Origin of the sequence: Domibacillus epiphyticus (assembly GCF_001975785.1) — a bacterium.
In the GTDB taxonomy this organism is placed as follows: domain Bacteria; phylum Bacillota; class Bacilli; order Bacillales; family Domibacillaceae; genus Domibacillus; species Domibacillus epiphyticus.
This window is the reverse complement of sequence record NZ_MSFI01000009.1, coordinates 359,619-376,883: the sequence shown is the minus strand read 5'-3', so window position 1 is coordinate 376,883 and position 17,265 is coordinate 359,619. Positions and strand designations below refer to the sequence as shown.

The following is a 17,265-nucleotide window of genomic DNA, read 5'->3' as shown; positions in this document are numbered from 1 at the left end:
AAAGTACAGCGAAATCGCATTATCCACTTTTTCGATTTCCCTCAGACTGGAATTTACATACTCCCGTTCAGTCGTTTCCCGGACCTTTCCGTTCGCAAAAAATGTAATAGTGGAAATGGGAATTAATAAAAGAAGGATCGAAAACAATATCAGCTTCTTCTTTACTGAAAACCATTTAACTTCCATGACAAACTCCTTTTATCGCTAACTGGATGCTTTAAAGTGAGGCCAATATCCAGGCATATTCTCCTATCTTAATATATTTGGCTGATAAAAACCTGTTTATTTCAAAATTATTTAAGAAAGTCATTACATTTGAAGCACTAACCTTGCTCCGTTAGTTTAACAAGAAAATCAACTCTATTTAATAGAGCCTAATATCGCTTCCGTCACAATTTCCATTCACTTGTACATTTATTAAGATAGGATTTTATATTTAACCATGAACAAATATTTAGAAAGCAAAAAGCCATACCAGTACAATAACTGATACGGCTAACTTATTGGTTACGGTTAAATTGAGTCAATCATATCACTACATCAAGTAATGCACCCTGCAGTTGAAGCAGGGCAATTTGAAAATGCGGCATCATTTTTATAGCCGCGCGGGTTGAGCCCTTACATGCACGCCTATCAAAAGGGAGTATTATAGTTTGTTTACATCAGCAATTTAGAAATTCAAACAAAATTTGTGTTATAATCATCAAAGTAAACGCTTACAAACAGAAATTAATCTGAAAATCAGGGGCTGATAAAAGTTGTTAATGGATAGTAAACACTCCACCATTAAAGAACAAACTATTTTTAATCACAACGGAAAAAATATCAAAACCGAAGATAGAGAAATTTGCATCATAGCCCGATTAGAAGAACCGTTAATAGTCCTTTTAGGGAATGTTTTGAGTGATGAAGAATGTGATGAGCTAATTACATTGTCAAAAGACAAAATGCAGCGTTCAAAAATTGGAGCTACACACGAATTAAATGAGATAAGAACAAGTAGTGGCATGTTTTTTCAAGAAAATGAAAATGATATAATTACCAAAGTTGAAAAAAGAATATCATCTATTATGAATATACCTATTGAACATGGGGATGGTATTCAAATCATTAAATATAATCCCGGCCAAGAGTATAAAGCTCATTTTGATTTTTTTTCACCAACAAGTAAAGCGGCAAAAAATAATAGAATTAGCACACTCCTGATGTACTTAAATGACGTAGAACAAGGTGGAGAAACCTTTTTTCCTAAGCTGAATTTTTCAGTATTACCACAAAAGGGAATGGCGGTGTATTTCGAATATTTCTATACTGATACAAGCGTAAACGAACTCACTTTGCATGGTGGAGCACCCGTTATAATGGGGGAAAAGTGGGTTGCAACACAATGGATGAGAAGGCAAAAATTAAGGTAAAAGGTTCTCTAATAAAGATCACTCAATGGAGTGATCTTTATTTTGCAAGCTCCACATTTTAACCAACCGTTTGATAAAACAGCGATTTCTTCTTCGATGACAATTTTAAATTACCCCCTTTCTCCATTTGGAACTTCAATTTAAAATAAATGATGCTATACACAGTATATATACAAGTCAACCTAATATTGTTTAAATAAAAAATACTACCTCGTAGAGATGGTCTAAGGAAAGATTAACAATGAGATAAATGTAGTCACAATTTTATACACACTTACTTCTTCAACTAAACTGCCCGTTAGCACAATAAGAAAAGCTGCCAAAATGACAGCTTCGTTCGATTTTATTATAAAGTTCTTTAACGATCGTCAACATTGTATAAACTAGTCTTCTATAAGCTCTAAGTCATTTTCTATTTCAATTAAAAATTTTAGAAGGGCTGTTTTCATCTGTTCCACACCCGGTTGTTCTATCGGAAAATGACCAGCCCCTTCTAAAATCACACAATTTTTCTCACATTGTAATCGGTTATAAAAAGATTCACTTAATCTATATGGTGTCATTGGATCTACTTCAGGATGAATGAGCAAAATAGGGCAAACATCGAAATATTCAGGCTCAATTACTGGTTTCATATTTAAGAATGTTCTCAAAAACCGTAAAGAAACTTTTGTCCCTGCAGCTCGAGGATCGTTCATAATAAGTTTTGTCAGATCCAAGTTATTTGTAATTAATTTCATTCTCGATATTTTTGAAACAGAAATTCGAAACGAATCCAGTACAAAAAAGAAATTATCTAACGTGAATTTACCCAAGCGGCTTATTAGCTTGTTTGGGGCAATTTGATCACGAACTTTCTGATTACTTGTATCCACGAAAGTCGTTACAATCAAACCTTTTACTTGTTTGCTCAGACTTGCCACATGATATGCAAGCATGCCTCCGATGCTCCCCCCCAATAAAACAATTGGCTTTCCGTCTCGATTAAATTCCTGTTCGATGAACTCAGTCATTATTTTTATCCACTGGTGGTAATCCATGGATTTTGGTGACTCCTTGTAACTGAGTCCATAAGGAGGGAGGTCTGGGGATACAATATCATATCCATGCATTTGTAGCATTCTTGCATATGGTGCGAATAGTCTACCATTTCCGCCTGCACCATGAATAAAAATAACTTTAATTTTCGCATTTAGAACAGACATTCTATCCAGATGGATATGATAATCTTTCCAACTCCACCATTCTTCAGTTGGTAGATTATTTTCTTTTATTCGCAGTTCTTCAGGAAAAAATCTCTGATATTTCTTCCAATAAATTTCGGTTTCATTGTATGTTAAATTTCTAGTGTTAGAATTCACTCTCTTTTCCCCCATACAATTATATTAATTACAGGCATTATGTAGCCTCCTTGAGAAAGTGTATGGAATAATAATTTCTTTGAAGGTTATCAAAAAACCTTTATTTTCCAAAAATTTATTTAACTATACTGCCCCGTTAGTACAACAAAAAAAACCGAAAACCTTTCTTTATAAGCTAAGTTATTTCGGTTCATGTTTTTTATAAACGATTCAACTTTCTTCAAAACAGTAAAACTTTATTATAAACGGTTAAACTTTGTTTTAAAGGCATGATAAAAAAAGCACCGCGCAAAACGGTGCTTTTCTTGTGCTTTTATAAAGTTTGCCACCCATTCACCACCCAAAAGGCTGTATTAGCCGATTTGAGTGTAAACTGTACTAATCAATATAGCGGCACAAATAATAGATATTAAAAGGTTTTTCACCTAACTGTATCATTGGCTATAAAATAAATCCTCTATTACTTCTCCATCCACTCTGTGTGGAATGTACCTTCTTTATCAAGGCGGCGGTATGTGTGAGCACCGAAGTAGTCACGCTGCGCTTGAATTAGATTCGCTGGCAGCACAGCGCTTCTGTAACTGTCGTAGTATGCCATTGCCGAGGATAATGTCGGTACAGGAACACCGTTCAGCACGGCATGTGAAATTGTTTCACGGAGAGCAGAATGGTACTCATTCGTCACACCGCTGAAGTAAGGATCAAGAAGCAGGTTATCGAGTGATGCATCACGGTCATACGCTTCCTTAATTTTTTGCAAAAACTGCGCGCGGATAATACAGCCGCCACGGAAAATCATCGCGATATCGCCGTATTTCAAATCCCATCCATATTCATCAGACGCAGCTTTCATTTGTGCAAAGCCCTGTGCATACGAGCAGATTTTGCCCATATAAAGCGCGCGGCGTACAGACTCGATAAACGCGTCACGGTCACCGTCAAACGTGCTATCCGGTCCATTTAACACATCCGCCGCTTTTACGCGCTCTTCTTTCAGCGCGGAAATGAAACGGGCAAATACTGACTCGGTAATAAGCGGCAGAGGAACGCCAAGGTCAAGGGCGCTCTGGCTCGTCCATTTCCCTGTTCCTTTTTGAGCAGCTTCATCTAATATAAGGTCAACAAGCGGTTTCCCTGTTTCATCGTCTTTTTTCGTGAAGATATCTGCCGTAATTTCAATCAAATAGCTGTCAAGTTCTCCTTTATTCCACTCAGAAAATACATTGTGAAGCTCTTCTGCAGAAAGTCCAAGCACGTTTTTCAACAGGGAGTATGCTTCTGCGATCAACTGCATGTCGCCATACTCAATGCCGTTATGAACCATTTTTACATAGTGTCCCGCACCGTCGCCGCCAATATATGTGCAGCATGCTTCGCCTTCTACTTTTGCGGAAATATCTTTTAAAATAGGCGCTACAAGCTCATACGCTTCTTTTTGGCCGCCCGGCATAATGGACGGGCCTGTTAACGCGCCTTCTTCTCCCCCTGAAACACCTGTACCGATAAAATGGAATCCGAGTTCTGCAAGCTCTGTATTGCGTCGTTGTGTATCTTTAAAGAACGTATTGCCGCCATCGATAATAATGTCGCCTTTTTCAAGATGAGGCTTTAATGAATCGATTGTTTTATCCGTTGCTTCACCGGCTTTTACCATGAGCAAGATTTTGCGCGGCACTTCAAGCGATGCAACAAATTCTTCCATTGTATAGGTTGGGACGATGTTCTTCCCTTCGCTTTCTTTCACCATTTCATCCGTTTTTTCAGATGAACGGTTAAAAACAGATACAGTATAGCCGCGGCTTTCAATGTTCCACGCTAAATTTTTACCCATTACGGCAAGACCGATGACTCCAATTTGCTGCTTTGTCATAAAACGAAATCCTTCTTTCTTCTGCTATTTTTATTCTGCTACAATCTCAACAATCGCTGTTGCCATTTCAGCGAGCTTTACGAGCTCTTTTACAGGCATTTTTTCATTGACTGTATGAATGTCTTCATAGCCGACAGCTAAATTTACTGTCGGTATGCCAAATCCAGCAATGACATTCGCATCGCTGCCTCCTCCGCTCGTTAACAGCTTGGATGAACGTCCAATTTTTGCTGCTGCCTTCTGAGCCACCTGCACGACATGATCGTCCTGACCGAATTTAAAGCCAGGATACATCACTTCCACATCCACTTCTGCCCTGCCGCCCATGCCAGCGGCGACTTCTTCAAATGCTGTTTTCATTTTCTTTGTCTGCACATCCATTTTTTCCGGATCAAGCGAGCGGGCTTCCGCTAAAATTTGCACATAATCGCAAACGATGTTCGTTGCCTGTCCGCCTTCAAACCGGCCGATATTGGCAGTCGTCTCTTCATCAATCCGTCCAAGCGGCATACGGGCAATTGATTTGGCGGCCATCGTAATCGCGGACACTCCTTTTTCAGGTGCGACGCCTGCATGGGCAGTTCTGCCGTATACATGCGCAGTGACTTTCGCCTGTGTCGGTGCAGCCACAATAATATTGCCAACATCACCGTCGCTGTCCAGTGCAAAGCCGTATTTCGCTTTCACAAGTGACCGGTCGAGCGCTTTTGCACCAACAAGGCCGGATTCTTCACCAACGGTAATGATAAATTGAATTAACCCGTGCGCGATGTTTTGCTCCTTCAATAAACGAATCATTTCAAACATCGCAGCAAGACCTGCTTTATCATCCGCGCCAAGAATTGTCGTTCCGTCTGTTTTAACATACCCATCTTCCACAATCGGGCTCACATTTTTTCCTGGAACCACTGTATCCATATGTGAGGTAAAATAAATCGGATCGACATCGTCTTTCACGGAAGAGAGCGTACAAATTAAATTCCCTGCACCGTGTCCGGTTTTGGACGCAGCATCATCTTCATACACATCGACGCCGAGTGCAGTAAATTTTTCTTTTAACGACTTGGCTATCGTTTGTTCGTGTTTCGTTTCGGAATCTATTTGAACGAGTTCCAAAAATTCATTCAATAAACGTTCTTCATTGACCACGCTGCACCTCCAAATGTTCTGCCTTCTATAGTATAAACTTTTCTGAATAAAAAATCAGCCGAGAGAGGTTGGTCTCCGGCTGATCTTCATTAAAGTGGAATATTTCCGTGTTTTTTCTTTGGCCGTTCTTCTTTTTTTGTGCGCATCATTTCAAGCGATTGAATAATCTTAATTCGAGTCTCCCGCGGATCGATTACATCATCGACCATGCCCCGTGCAGCGGCCACGTACGGGTTGGCAAATTTTTCACGGTATTCTTCAATTTTCGCCGCCCTTGTTGCTTCCGGATCGTCGCTTGCTGCAATTTCACGGGCAAAGATAATATTCGCCGCGCCCTGTGGTCCCATAACGGCAATTTCTGCATTCGGCCACGAAAACACAAGGTCTGCTCCGATTGATTTTGAATTAAGCGCCACATAAGCACCGCCGTAAGCTTTTCGTAAAATAACGGTAATTTTCGGCACTGTTGCTTCAGAATACGCATATAAAATTTTCGCACCGTGACGGATGATGCCACCCAATTCCTGTTTCACTCCAGGGAAAAATCCGGATACATCTTCAAACGTAATGATCGGAATGTTAAATGAATCGCAAAAACGTATGAACCGCGCGGCTTTATCAGAAGAATCAATATCCAATCCGCCGGCCATAAATTTCGGCTGATTACATACTAATCCGATTGTTTCCCCTTTGACTCTGGCAAAACCAACGACGATGTTTTTTGCAAATTCCTTTTGCACTTCCATAAACGATCCTTCATCGACGACATGCTCGAGTACTTTACGCACATCATATGGACGGAGCCCGTCAAAAGGCACGACATCCGTAATATCTTCCCGGTAATCGCTTTCATCAGCTAATTCAGGCAGAACCGGTGTTTTCTCTTCATTGTTCTGCGGCAAATACGACAAGAGCGCACGGACCATTTCTAAAATTTCTTCTTCCGTGCCAGCACGAAAATGCGCATTGCCGCTTACCGTATTATGTACTTTCGAACCGCCTAAATCTTCAGCAGAAATTTTTTCCCCTGTGACGGTTTCTATTACTTTTGGACCTGTAATAAACATCTGGCTCGTTTTGTCTACCATAAAGACAAAATCTGTTATGGCCGGGGAATATACGGCACCGCCTGCACAAGGCCCTAAAATGACAGATATTTGTGGAATAACGCCTGAATATATCGCATTCCGATAAAAAATGTGTCCGTATCCATCCAGTGATAAGACGCCCTCTTGAATACGTGCACCACCGGAATCATTCAAACCGATGAACGGCGCTCCGTTTTTCGCTGCGAGATCCATCACATTCGCAATTTTCTGTGCATGCATTTCGCCCAGCGCACCGCCAAAAACGGTAAAATCCTGTGAAAATAAATAGATGGGACGGCCGTTCACTTTTCCGTAACCGGTTACAACGCCATCACCCGGTCCTTTGACGCCGTCAAGACCAAAGTCAGTATTCCGATGTTCGATAAATGGATTTAGTTCAACAAATGTTCCTTCATCTACAAGCAAGTTAATGCGTTCACGTGCGGTCAATTTTCCTTTTTCGTGCTGCTTCTCGATTCTTTCATCACCGCCGCCAAGCTCGACTTCCTGCCGTCTATCTTGCAGCTCATGAATGCTGTCAAAAATGTCCGCCATTAGATTTCCTCCTTTTTCTCGCAAAGTTCCATTAACACGCCGCCTGTTGATTTTGGGTGCATAAAGGCAACATGGGCACCGCCTGCTCCCAGTTTTGGCGATTCGTTAATCATTTGAATGCCGCGTTCTTTCATTTCGGCAATGCGTGATTCAATGTTTTGAACACTGTACGCGATGTGATGAATTCCCTGGCCGCGCTTCTCTAAAAACTTGGCAATGGGACTGTCCGGACTAGTCGGTTCGAGCAATTCAATTTTCATATTCCCCGCATCGATAAAGGCGACGTTTACTCCTTGAGATTCAACCGTTTCGGTTTTCATATGCGTCATGCCAAGCTGTTCCGTGTAAAGCGCCATCGACTCTTCCAAAGACGCAACGGCAATGCCGATGTGATCTACTTTTTTCAATTCCCTCACCCCTTTGAAGAAAATATACGAAAACAGTATATTAATTCGACAAATTTTGAAGAAATCCTCTTTTTCATTTTTCTGTTCAGTTGCGATCAAGCTCTATTGCCGGTACAATAGTAGACAACAATAGAGCCTTCAAAGGAGACCTTTATGCGCAACAAAACGTTTCAAAAAATTATTGTGTATTTAATGCTTTTTGTGATGCTCATTTCAACCGTAATGTTCGGACTGACAATGTTTATGTGACAGAAGGGCGCGCCGTTTCAGCCGCGCTTTTTTTCATGCCGCGAAATCGGGCTTTTATGAGTAAATACCTTTCCATTTCCCTGACAAACTGGAAAAGAGCTGCCCGTGCTTCAAATTCTTCACGTGTTTTCGGAAGAGGCATTTCTTCAAAGGCATGCTTCATTTCATCCAGCCGGTCAAGATGCAAATAGGCTGTGTTGCCGGGATGGATATGCGTTTTTAATTCTTCTATGAAATCCGCAATCATGTCCGCCTGTTCCGGACGGTGGGAAATGGTCACGACGATTAATAAAATCCGTTCAATGATTTCAAACTGTTTTTCACGCATTGTAAAATATTGATAAAAAAAACTGTCATGTCTCGTAAAATGGTTTTGGACATCTTTAAAAGCAAGGGTCTTTGCTTTTTTGATGAGCTCCGCTGTTTCCGTCAGTTCTTTGCCATCCCACCGGTGGTCATTCGTCCGCAAATATAACACAATTTCTTCAAAAATTCGTTCAAATAACCGTTCCATTTGTTCCTGCATCTGCACTAAATTCCGCTCCACACTCGGCATGTATGAATTCAGTAAAAGCGCCACCCCAATCCCGATTAAAATTATTCCAATTTCGTTTAGAAGGAGCGCAGGTGTAATGTGCTCAGCCGTATACAAATGTAAAATGATGACCGTGCTCGACACGATGCCTTCCTGATACTTTAATGCGACAATGGTGGGAATAAAAAAGAGCATAATGATCCCGATGACAACCGGATGATGCGAAACAAGCTCAAAAAACAATACGGAATAAAACAGGGCTACAAGACAGGCAATAAACCGTGTCCACGCCGCTTGAAGAGACCGCTGCTTCGTATTTTGAATACATAATATTGTAATGATCCCCGCTGAAACCGCATGCTCAAGCCCGATCCATTCAGCTATTAGAATGGCGACAGCAATGCCTACTGCCGTTTTTGCTGTGCGGTAGCCGATTTTAAACATAGCTTCCACCCCTAGTAAGAAAGCCCTGCCGCAGAGGGCAAGGCTTTAGTTCACCATTCTTATACTTCTTCACAATGCTGATCGAAAAGCGATTGAAGTTGTTCAACGACTGACATCGGGTGATGCCCTTCTATTTGATGACGCTCGACCATTGCCTGCACCTCTCCATCTTTAATTAAGGCAAACGAAGGCGATGATGGCGGGTAGCCAGTAAAGAAACTGCGCGCCTGCGCTGTTGCTTCTTTATCCTGCCCGGCAAATACGGTTACTAAACGATCCGGGCGCTTATCATAATGAATCGCATGAGCCGCTGCCGGACGGGCAATGCCTCCAGCACATCCACAAACAGAGTTGACCATCACAAGCGTCGTCCCTTTCTCGTTTAACACTGAATCCACCTCACCAGGTGTCGTCAATTCTGTATATCCAGCCGCTCTAATTTCATCGCGAGCCTGACGAACTACATCATTCATGAAAAAATTAAAATCCATTCCCACGGTATTCTCTCCTTTATTGGTTGCTCCTTCTATCATAAGACAAAAATTTTTATATTTCAATCAAATGGACTACTTCCAATTGATTGTTTACTTTAATAAATCTTTATCCCAATTATTTATTATATTTTTAGAAAAAGAATAAAAGGAATGTTTATTTTTTTCAATCCCGGGTAGAATAATAAGGCAACTGGATCCATACCCCTAAACTCCCTGTCTTTGACCATTCGAATTTTATTCGGGTGGTCCTTTTTTTGCCCGAAAAAGATATGTGGACTACAAACGGAAAGCGGCGCAATGTACAGCCTTTCTTAAAAAGGTATTGCGCCGCTTCATTTATTTGTCCCCATATACCTCACGAAAGAGTGACTCTGTTGCCTGTGAAGGAGTAATATCTCCGTCCATTGCGGCCTGTTCGAGCTGACTAATTTGATCTTTTACGTACGGATGGCGGTAAAAATTATTTTTCAGCTGCTCCATAATCAGCGTGTGCAGCCATTCTTTTGTCTGACGGCGGCGGCGCTCGTTTAATACACCGCTTTTTTCAACTGTTTCTCGAAATTCGCCGATAACAGACCAGATCGAGTCCATGCCTTCATTCTTCAAAGCGGAGCACGTATAGGCTTTTGATATCCATCCTTTCGTTGCCGGCTGAAGAAAGTGCAAGATTTGGTTAAATTCATTTTTCGTTTTTTCAGCAAGCTGCTTGTTCACACCGTCCGCTTTATTGACAACAATTGCATCAGCGAGTTCCATAATCCCCTTTTTCATACCCTGCAGTTCATCGCCGGCTCCTGTCAGCGCAAGCAGCATAAAAAAATCAACCATGCTGCGGACGATAAATTCACTTTGACCGACACCGACTGTCTCAATTAGAATGACATCAAAGCCAGCAGCTTCACATAACAGCATCGTTTCTCTCGTTTTTCGGTGGACACCGCCGAGAGTACCCCCTGATGGAGATGGGCGGATGAACGCATTTGAATGCTTGGCAAGCTTTTCCATCCTTGTCTTATCCCCTAAAATGGACCCTCCTGAAATGGATGAACTTGGGTCAATCGCAAGTACAGCAACGCGGTGACCCGCGTCACACAGCATTGTCCCGAACGATTCAATAAATGTGCTTTTCCCCGCACCAGGTACACCCGTTATGCCAATCCGGATCGCCTTTCCAGTGGAGGGCAGCAATTCCTGCAATAATTTCTGACCATAAAGGTAGTGATCACCGGCATTGCTTTCAATAAACGTAATCGCCTTCGCCAATTCCCTCATTGATCCTTGCTTAACCTTTTCCGCAATGGCCGTCAAATTGGGTGGCTCAGCCGTCTTTTTTCGAAATGTTTTGCGCGGAGGGGCGATCATGCCGTCATGACTGGCCGCCACTCCTTTTCTTACATGAAGATGTTCTTCCGTCATTCCACCACTTCCTCGTAGCCGAGCCGCTCATAAATTTTCTCCAAAATGACTTGTGCCGAAACAGGAATGACAGTACCCGGTCCAAAAATAGCAGCTGCGCCTTTTTCTTTTAAGAAATCATAATCCTGCGCTGGAATTACGCCTCCGACAAACACAACGATATCTTCCCGGCCGAGCTTTTGAAGTTCATCAACAAGCGCAGGCAGAAGTGTTTTATGACCCGCTGCAAGCGAGCTGAATCCAACGGCATGAACATCGTTCTCCACAGCCTGTTTTGCCGTTTCTTCCGGTGTTTGAAATAAAGGACCGATATCTACGTCAAACCCGAGGTCAGCGTACGCAGTCGCAATGACTTTTGCGCCGCGGTCATGACCGTCCTGACCCATTTTCGCCACTAAAATACGAGGACGGCGCCCTTCCTGCTCTTCAAATTCTTTGGTCATTTTCTGTACCATTGTCATTTGTTCTGAATCGGAATAATTTGATCCATAAACGCCGCTCACCGACCTGATCACCGCCTTATGCCTGCCGCTCACCGCCTCTACAGCGTCGGAAATTTCGCCGAGTGTTGCACGATGTCTCGCGGCATTTACCGCAAGTTCAAGCAAGTTTCCTTCGCCAGACTCAGCGGATGCTGTAATCGCATCAAGCGCTTCTTTTACTTTCGATTCATCCCGTTTTGCCCGCATGTTTTCAATACGTTCAATTTGCTTTAACCGGACTGCCGTATTGTCAATATCGAGGATATCGATCGGATCCTCTTTCTCAAGCCGGTATTTGTTCATTCCAATAATAATTTCCTGGCCGGAATCAATTTTTGCCTGACGGCGTGCCGCTGCTTCCTCAATTTTCATTTTTGGCAAGCCCGTCTCAATGGCTTTCGTCATACCGCCGAGTGATTCAATTTCTTCAATATGGGTCCACGCTCGTTCCATTAATTCATTTGTAAGCGCCTCGACATAATACGAGCCGCCCCAAGGATCAATAACGTTCGTGATTCCCGTTTCTTCTTGTAAAAATAACTGTGTGTTACGTGCAATACGTGCGGAGAAATCCGTCGGAAGTGCAATGGCCTCATCCAGGGCGTTTGTATGGAGCGACTGCGTGTGCCCCATGGCAGCCGCATGGGCTTCAATGAGCGTCCGCGTCACGTTATTAAACGGGTCTTGCTCTGTCAAACTCCAGCCGGATGTTTGCGAATGGGTGCGGAGTGCCATTGACTTTTCATTGGACGGATTGAATGGCTTCATTAATTGAGCCCATATACGCCGTGCCGCTCTCATTTTCGCCACTTCCATAAAATAATTCATGCCGATCGCCCAGAAAAACGACAAGCGCGGTGCGAATGAATCAATGTCGATACCGGCAGCAAGACCAGTACGCACATATTCCAGCCCATCCGCAAGCGTATATGCAAGTTCAATATCAGCGGGCGCTCCTGCTTCCTGCATATGGTAGCCTGAAATGGAAATCGAGTTAAACTTCGGCATATGTTTTGACGTATAGTCAAAAATATCGGCAATGATGCGCATCGAAGTTTCGGGCGGATAAATGTATGTATTTCGTACCATGTATTCTTTTAAAATATCGTTTTGAATCGTTCCTGACAATTTTTCTTGGCTGACGCCCTGTTCTTCAGCCGAAACGATAAAAAACGCCATAATCGGCAAAACCGCACCGTTCATCGTCATCGAGACAGACATTTGATCCAGCGGAATGCCGTTAAATAAAATATTCGTATCCTCAACTGAATCAATGGCTACGCCTGCTTTTCCAACATCCCCCACTACACGAGGATGATCAGAATCGTAGCCGCGGTGAGTAGGAAGGTCAAATGCAACTGACAGCCCTTTTTGCCCCATTGCGAGGTTTCTACGATAAAATGCATTGCTTTCTTCAGCCGTTGAGAACCCAGCGTACTGACGGACCGTCCACGGACGGTTTACGTACATCGTTGGGTATGGACCCCGTGTATATGGAGCAATACCCGGATAATCGTTTACATGTTCAAGTGATTTTGTATCTTCAGCCGTATAAAGCGCTTTAAGGCGGATCGATTCATTTGTTTCAAAAGACAAATCATCAAACGTCTTTTTTACTTCCTGTTCCAGTTCTTTTTTTCGGTCATCGGCCGGTTTTACAGCCCCTGCTTTAAATGGATTGTAGTCTTTTAACTTCATTGAATCGTCCTCCCTTCAAATAGTGAAAGCAGTTCCGACAATTTTTCCACAATATTGTCACCCGCAGCAATCGAACCGTTTAGTCCATCTGCCTGCCATTTACCCGCGACATCAATCATCGCGCCATTTGCCGCCTTTTTCAACTCATCGACCAGCTCCTGGCCGAACTCTTCATACACCGCATCTGCCCCGCAAATACAGTAATAAGGCAGTTTGGTGTCTTTCACAAACTTTACAGCTTCTTCAATCTTATCTATATTCTCTGACTTTACAGCATGAATACCGCCGACCGCCAGAACACCCGTCACATAATCTACACGCGGTTTATTTGTTTTCAGCTCGCCCAGGCAAATAATTCCTCCTTCGACAGACTGTTCAGTTTGTTCAAGACGCACCGCTTTTTGACGAAGTTGTTCAAAAGGCTTTGCCAGACGTTTTGGCATTAGCGGATTGATTTTCTCACCTTCTATTTTTGCTTGCACTTGTGTTTCGTCTGAGAATCGATTTGTTTCATCTATGTTTGCATAAATGTTCGTCCCGATCAATTGATGTTTTCTTGTGGCAGCATCATGCTCGCGATTCGCTTGAACTTCCATAATTTCTTTTTGAAATACTCCTGTTCGCAAAGCTTGCTCAATTCCACCCTTATCTTCCATCAAGGCAAATTCATCCCATGCAAGCCGGCCGATTTCTTCTGTTAATGATTCGATATAATAAGAACCGCCTCCAGGGTCAATTACTTTATCAAGATGCGATTCATGCCGCAGAAGAAGCGGAATGTTTTGTGCGATACGTTCTGACAGCCCGGAGGTTTCGCCGGTCAATTGATCAAACGGAGTAACAGATAAATAATCAATATTTGCGAGAACGGCAGCAAACGCTGCACTTCCGGTACGCAAAATATTGACATGCGGGTCGAGGGACGATAACGTTAACTGGCTCGTTTCTACACTGATTTTGGGCTTCGCGTTTTCATCCAGTTCATATGCATCCATTAGAGCAGACCAGAGTGTCCGGAATGCGCGTATTTTTGCCAATTCCGTAAAAAACCGCGGTCCCGAAGCAAAATGAACAACCAATTTAGATGCCGCGTCACTTTTCTTTATCCCTTTCTTTTCTGCTTCCTTCATATAAAATACAGCTTCTGACAAGGCGGCCACAAGTTCTTGAACGGCATTCGCACCAGCCATATGATAAGGAACCGTATTGATTGTAATGAATTGTTGCGTATGTATGTTTTGGAGCATTGACACAGAAGGAAAAACTCCCACTGCGGCTCCTTCAGATAAGGGGTCCGTTTCTAATACAAATCCACTTGCTGGAAACGCTCCTTCTCCATAAAACCCCCTTGTAAATGGCTTATCACCTGGAAGCGAACGATAAATTCCTTCCACATCCTCTTTCGTATAAAGCGGCTTTAGTTCAATACTTTCCACTGTTTTCGTGAAAAGCTTAGATAGTGCTTTCCCCTTTAATGACGAATGTGCAGCCTGTTCCCAATCAGTATATGAGGCAGCTGGAAATGTCTGCTGTTTCATGTTCTCCACCCCTTTATTGAAATCGTTTTCAATTTGAAGCACATGCTTAAAAAACTCTGCCCGCTTCCTTTTCATTGTATTATAAAAAGGGGAAATAAGGCAATCAACATCCTTCAAAACGTGAAAAAATATTGAAGCCATGCTATTCTATTGTTAACTCTTTTTTCTAAGAGAGCCAATTTTTCATTCAGGAGAGAGATTATGAAAAAACTATTTAGCTTGCTCAGTATTGCGGTCTTCAGTTTAGGGACAGTTGTCTCTGCGGACAGCACACCTGGCGACATTATTGTGACACTTGGTGAAAATTTAACACCGGCGCAAAAAGAGCAGCTGCTGACAGAGATGGACGTTCCCGCTGATGTACAAACAATTACTGTATCAAACGCCGAAGAACATCAATATTTAGGTGACTATATTCCGAAAGCACAGATCGGCTCGAAAGCTATTTCTTCAAGCAAAATTACAACAGCTGAATCCGGTGCCGGCTTAAATGTTGAGACAAAAAATATTTCATGGGTTTCAAAAGAAATGTATACAAATGCCCTCACAACGGCAAGTGTGAAAGATGCAGAGATTTACATTACCGCTCCGTTCGAAGTATCTGGAACAGCCGCATTAACCGGCATCATTAAAGCTTATGAATCTACAACCGGTGAAGCGATTCCGGAAGAACAAAAGCAGGTGGCGAATGAAGAAATGGTCACAACGGCAAAACTCGGTGATCAAATCGGGCAGGAAGAAGCAACAAATTTAATTGAACGCATTAAAGAGGAAGTTGCAGCGCAAAATCCACAGAACTTGCAAGAAATTCAAGTCATCATTAACAACATTTCAAATGAGTTAAATATTCAACTGAGTGACGCCCAAGTTGATCAGCTGGCATCATTGTTTGATAAGATGCAAAACCTGGACATCAACTGGGATCAAGTAAACTCACAAATTGATAAAGCGAAAGAGCAATGGGATAGCTTTAAAAACTCTGAAGAAGGACAGGGGATTTTGCAGTCCATCATTGATTTCCTTCAATCCATCGTCGATGGGATCGCAGGATTATTTAAGTAATGAAAACGGGCGTCTCAAATTGAGACGCCCCTTTTTCATTACTTTTTATATTCGTTTTCCCAAAAGTCCGCATTTTTAATACCGAGTGCTTTCGGGTCAAAAACCGGATCAATTCCCTGCTTTTTCTGTTTTTCATAGTCTTTCAGCGCCAGAAGGGCTGGTTTCGCCAAAATAAGGATGGCGATGATATTCAGCCAGACCATGATACCGAGCCCGGCATCTCCAAATGCCCAGGCGAGTGCTGATTCATTTGTGGCCCCATAAAACGTCGTTGCGATCATAATCAACCGAAGCACGTTGATGGCAATTGGATTTGTTTTGCCTTGCATTAAATAAGAAATGTTCGTTTCTGCGATATAATAATACGCCATAATTGTTGTAAAGGCGAAGAAGAACAGCGCAATCGCCACAAACCCAGCGCCAAAACCAGGAATTACACTATCAATAGCCGCCTGCGTAAAGCCTGGTCCTACTTCAGTGCCTTTTAAGTTTTGAGCCAAAAATGTACCGTCTTCCGTCTGTGTATTGTACATACCCGTAATCAAAATCATGAACGCTGTTGCCGAGCAGACTAACAACGTATCAATGTAAACGGAAAATGCCTGAACAAGACCTTGCTTTGCCGGATGGGAGACTTCTGCTGCTGCAGCCGGGTGAGCGCCTGTTCCCTGTCCTGCTTCATTGGAATAAAGACCTCGTTTTACACCCCACAATATCGCCATACCGATTAGGCCGCCGAAAACTTGATCAACCCCAAATGCACTCCGGAAAATAAGGGAAATGACAGCTGGCAATTCCGTAATGTTCATGATCACGATAATCACGGACAGCAAAATGTAGCCGAGCGCCATAAACGGAACGATAATTTGTGCTGCATGGGCGATCCTCTTTACCCCGCCAAAAATAATAAATGCAAGCAATAAGGCAATCAGAATACCTGTTACAACCGGGCTAATGCCAAATGCATTCTCAATTCCTGCCGCTATTGAATTCGACTGAACACCCGGCATCAAAATGGCCATCGCGAGCAGCGCGGCAAAAGCAAACAACACCGCGAACCATTTCCAGCCGATTCCTTTTTCAATATAGTAGGCGGGGCCCCCCCGATATTGGCCGCCCTGCTTTGTCTTATATATTTGGGCAAGGGTAGATTCAACAAATGCACTCGATGCACCGATAAAAGCGATCATCCACATCCAGAATACCGCACCGGGACCTCCGTAGAATATCGCGGTCGCTACACCGGCAATATTCCCCGTTCCGACACGCCCGGACAGCGCGATCGACAATGCCTGAAACGATGAAACACCAGCTTCTGAACTTTTTCCCTGAAACATCAGCATGACCATATCTTTAATAAGCCTTACTTGCAAAAAACGAGTAAAAATGGAAAAAATAAGACCAACAGCCATTAATGCATAAACAACCGGTGTACTCCATAAAACTTCTGAATTTAACCAAGTAATAAACGCTTCCAAACACAACTCTCCTTTTCTCGTTAT

At 42.7% G+C, this 17,265-nt stretch carries 15 protein-coding genes; 3 read left to right on the top strand and 12 right to left on the bottom strand.

The genetic code is table 11. The features are described 5' to 3' along the window. Positions 1 to 186: hypothetical protein (locus BTO28_RS07315; protein ID WP_144289456.1), on the bottom strand; the 186-nt coding region annotated here is incomplete at its 3' end. Positions 187 to 764: 578 nt separating this feature from the next. Between BTO28_RS07315 and BTO28_RS07310 the strand changes: the two genes are divergently transcribed. Beyond that, positions 765 to 1,415 (top strand): 2OG-Fe(II) oxygenase, encoded by a 651-nt coding sequence (locus BTO28_RS07310; RefSeq protein ID WP_095532660.1) that lies wholly within the window; start codon positions 765 to 767, stop codon positions 1,413 to 1,415. Positions 1,416 to 1,798: 383 nt separating this feature from the next. Here the strand turns inward: BTO28_RS07310 and BTO28_RS07305 are convergent, their stop codons facing one another. The 5 genes from BTO28_RS07305 to mce all read right to left on the bottom strand — a co-directional run bounded on the left by BTO28_RS07305 (position 1,799) and on the right by mce (position 7,845). Then, entirely contained in the window at positions 1,799 to 2,776 is a 978-nt protein-coding gene (locus BTO28_RS07305) for an alpha/beta hydrolase (RefSeq protein WP_233129835.1), read from the bottom strand. A gap of 460 nt (positions 2,777 to 3,236) precedes the next feature. Then, positions 3,237 to 4,646 (bottom strand): NADP-dependent phosphogluconate dehydrogenase, encoded by a 1,410-nt coding sequence (gndA, locus tag BTO28_RS07300; protein WP_076764869.1) that lies wholly within the window; start codon positions 4,644 to 4,646, stop codon positions 3,237 to 3,239. A gap of 30 nt (positions 4,647 to 4,676) precedes the next feature. Then, entirely contained in the window at positions 4,677 to 5,795 is a 1,119-nt protein-coding gene (locus BTO28_RS07295) for a M20/M25/M40 family metallo-hydrolase (protein ID WP_076764868.1), read from the bottom strand. Between the two features lie 89 nt (positions 5,796 to 5,884). Next, complete coding sequence (locus tag BTO28_RS07290; protein WP_076764867.1) at positions 5,885 to 7,438, bottom strand: acyl-CoA carboxylase subunit beta; 1,554 nt, start codon at positions 7,436 to 7,438, stop codon at positions 5,885 to 5,887. Next, entirely contained in the window at positions 7,438 to 7,845 is a 408-nt protein-coding gene (gene mce / locus BTO28_RS07285; protein ID WP_076764866.1) for a methylmalonyl-CoA epimerase, read from the bottom strand. The genes BTO28_RS07290 and mce overlap by 1 nt, the downstream gene beginning before the upstream one ends. Positions 7,846 to 7,998: 153 nt before the next feature. Between mce and prli42 the strand changes: the two genes are divergently transcribed. Next, a complete protein-coding gene (gene prli42 / locus BTO28_RS17875; protein ID WP_158068792.1) occupies positions 7,999 to 8,094 on the top strand; it encodes a stressosome-associated protein Prli42 in 96 nt (31 codons plus the stop codon). Here the strand turns inward: prli42 and BTO28_RS07280 are convergent. From BTO28_RS07280 to BTO28_RS07260, 5 genes are all read right to left on the bottom strand, one after another. Beyond that, positions 8,087 to 9,073 carry an aromatic acid exporter family protein gene (locus BTO28_RS07280; protein ID WP_076764865.1) on the bottom strand — a complete coding sequence of 329 codons (987 nt, stop codon included), beginning with the start codon at positions 9,071 to 9,073 and terminating at the stop codon, positions 8,087 to 8,089. The genes prli42 and BTO28_RS07280 overlap by 8 nt on opposite strands. Before the next feature lie 59 nt (positions 9,074 to 9,132). Continuing rightward, on the bottom strand, positions 9,133 to 9,564 hold the full coding sequence (locus BTO28_RS07275) for a BrxA/BrxB family bacilliredoxin (RefSeq protein ID WP_076764892.1): 432 nt from the start codon (positions 9,562 to 9,564) through the stop codon (positions 9,133 to 9,135). A 339-nt stretch (positions 9,565 to 9,903) separates the two neighbouring features. Next, positions 9,904 to 10,983: a methylmalonyl Co-A mutase-associated GTPase MeaB gene (gene meaB / locus BTO28_RS07270; RefSeq protein WP_076764864.1), complete on the bottom strand. Its 1,080-nt coding sequence runs from the start codon at positions 10,981 to 10,983 to the stop codon at positions 9,904 to 9,906. Continuing rightward, a complete protein-coding gene (gene scpA / locus BTO28_RS07265) occupies positions 10,980 to 13,163 on the bottom strand; it encodes a methylmalonyl-CoA mutase (protein WP_076764863.1) in 2,184 nt (727 codons plus the stop codon). The genes meaB and scpA overlap by 4 nt, the downstream gene beginning before the upstream one ends. After that, positions 13,160 to 14,701, bottom strand: a complete 1,542-nt coding sequence (locus BTO28_RS07260) for a methylmalonyl-CoA mutase family protein (RefSeq protein WP_158068790.1) — start codon at positions 14,699 to 14,701, stop codon at positions 13,160 to 13,162. The genes scpA and BTO28_RS07260 overlap by 4 nt, the downstream gene beginning before the upstream one ends. 201 nt (positions 14,702 to 14,902) lie before the next feature. Between BTO28_RS07260 and BTO28_RS07255 the strand changes: the two genes are divergently transcribed. Continuing rightward, positions 14,903 to 15,763, top strand: coding sequence for a DUF1002 domain-containing protein (locus tag BTO28_RS07255; RefSeq protein WP_076764861.1), 861 nt, complete (start codon positions 14,903 to 14,905; stop codon positions 15,761 to 15,763). A 38-nt stretch (positions 15,764 to 15,801) separates the two neighbouring features. On the opposite strand, the gene BTO28_RS07250 is transcribed toward BTO28_RS07255, so the two are convergent. After that, positions 15,802 to 17,241 carry an alanine/glycine:cation symporter family protein gene (locus BTO28_RS07250; protein WP_076764860.1) on the bottom strand — a complete coding sequence of 480 codons (1,440 nt, stop codon included), beginning with the start codon at positions 17,239 to 17,241 and terminating at the stop codon, positions 15,802 to 15,804. Between the last annotated feature and the right edge of the window lie 24 nt (positions 17,242 to 17,265).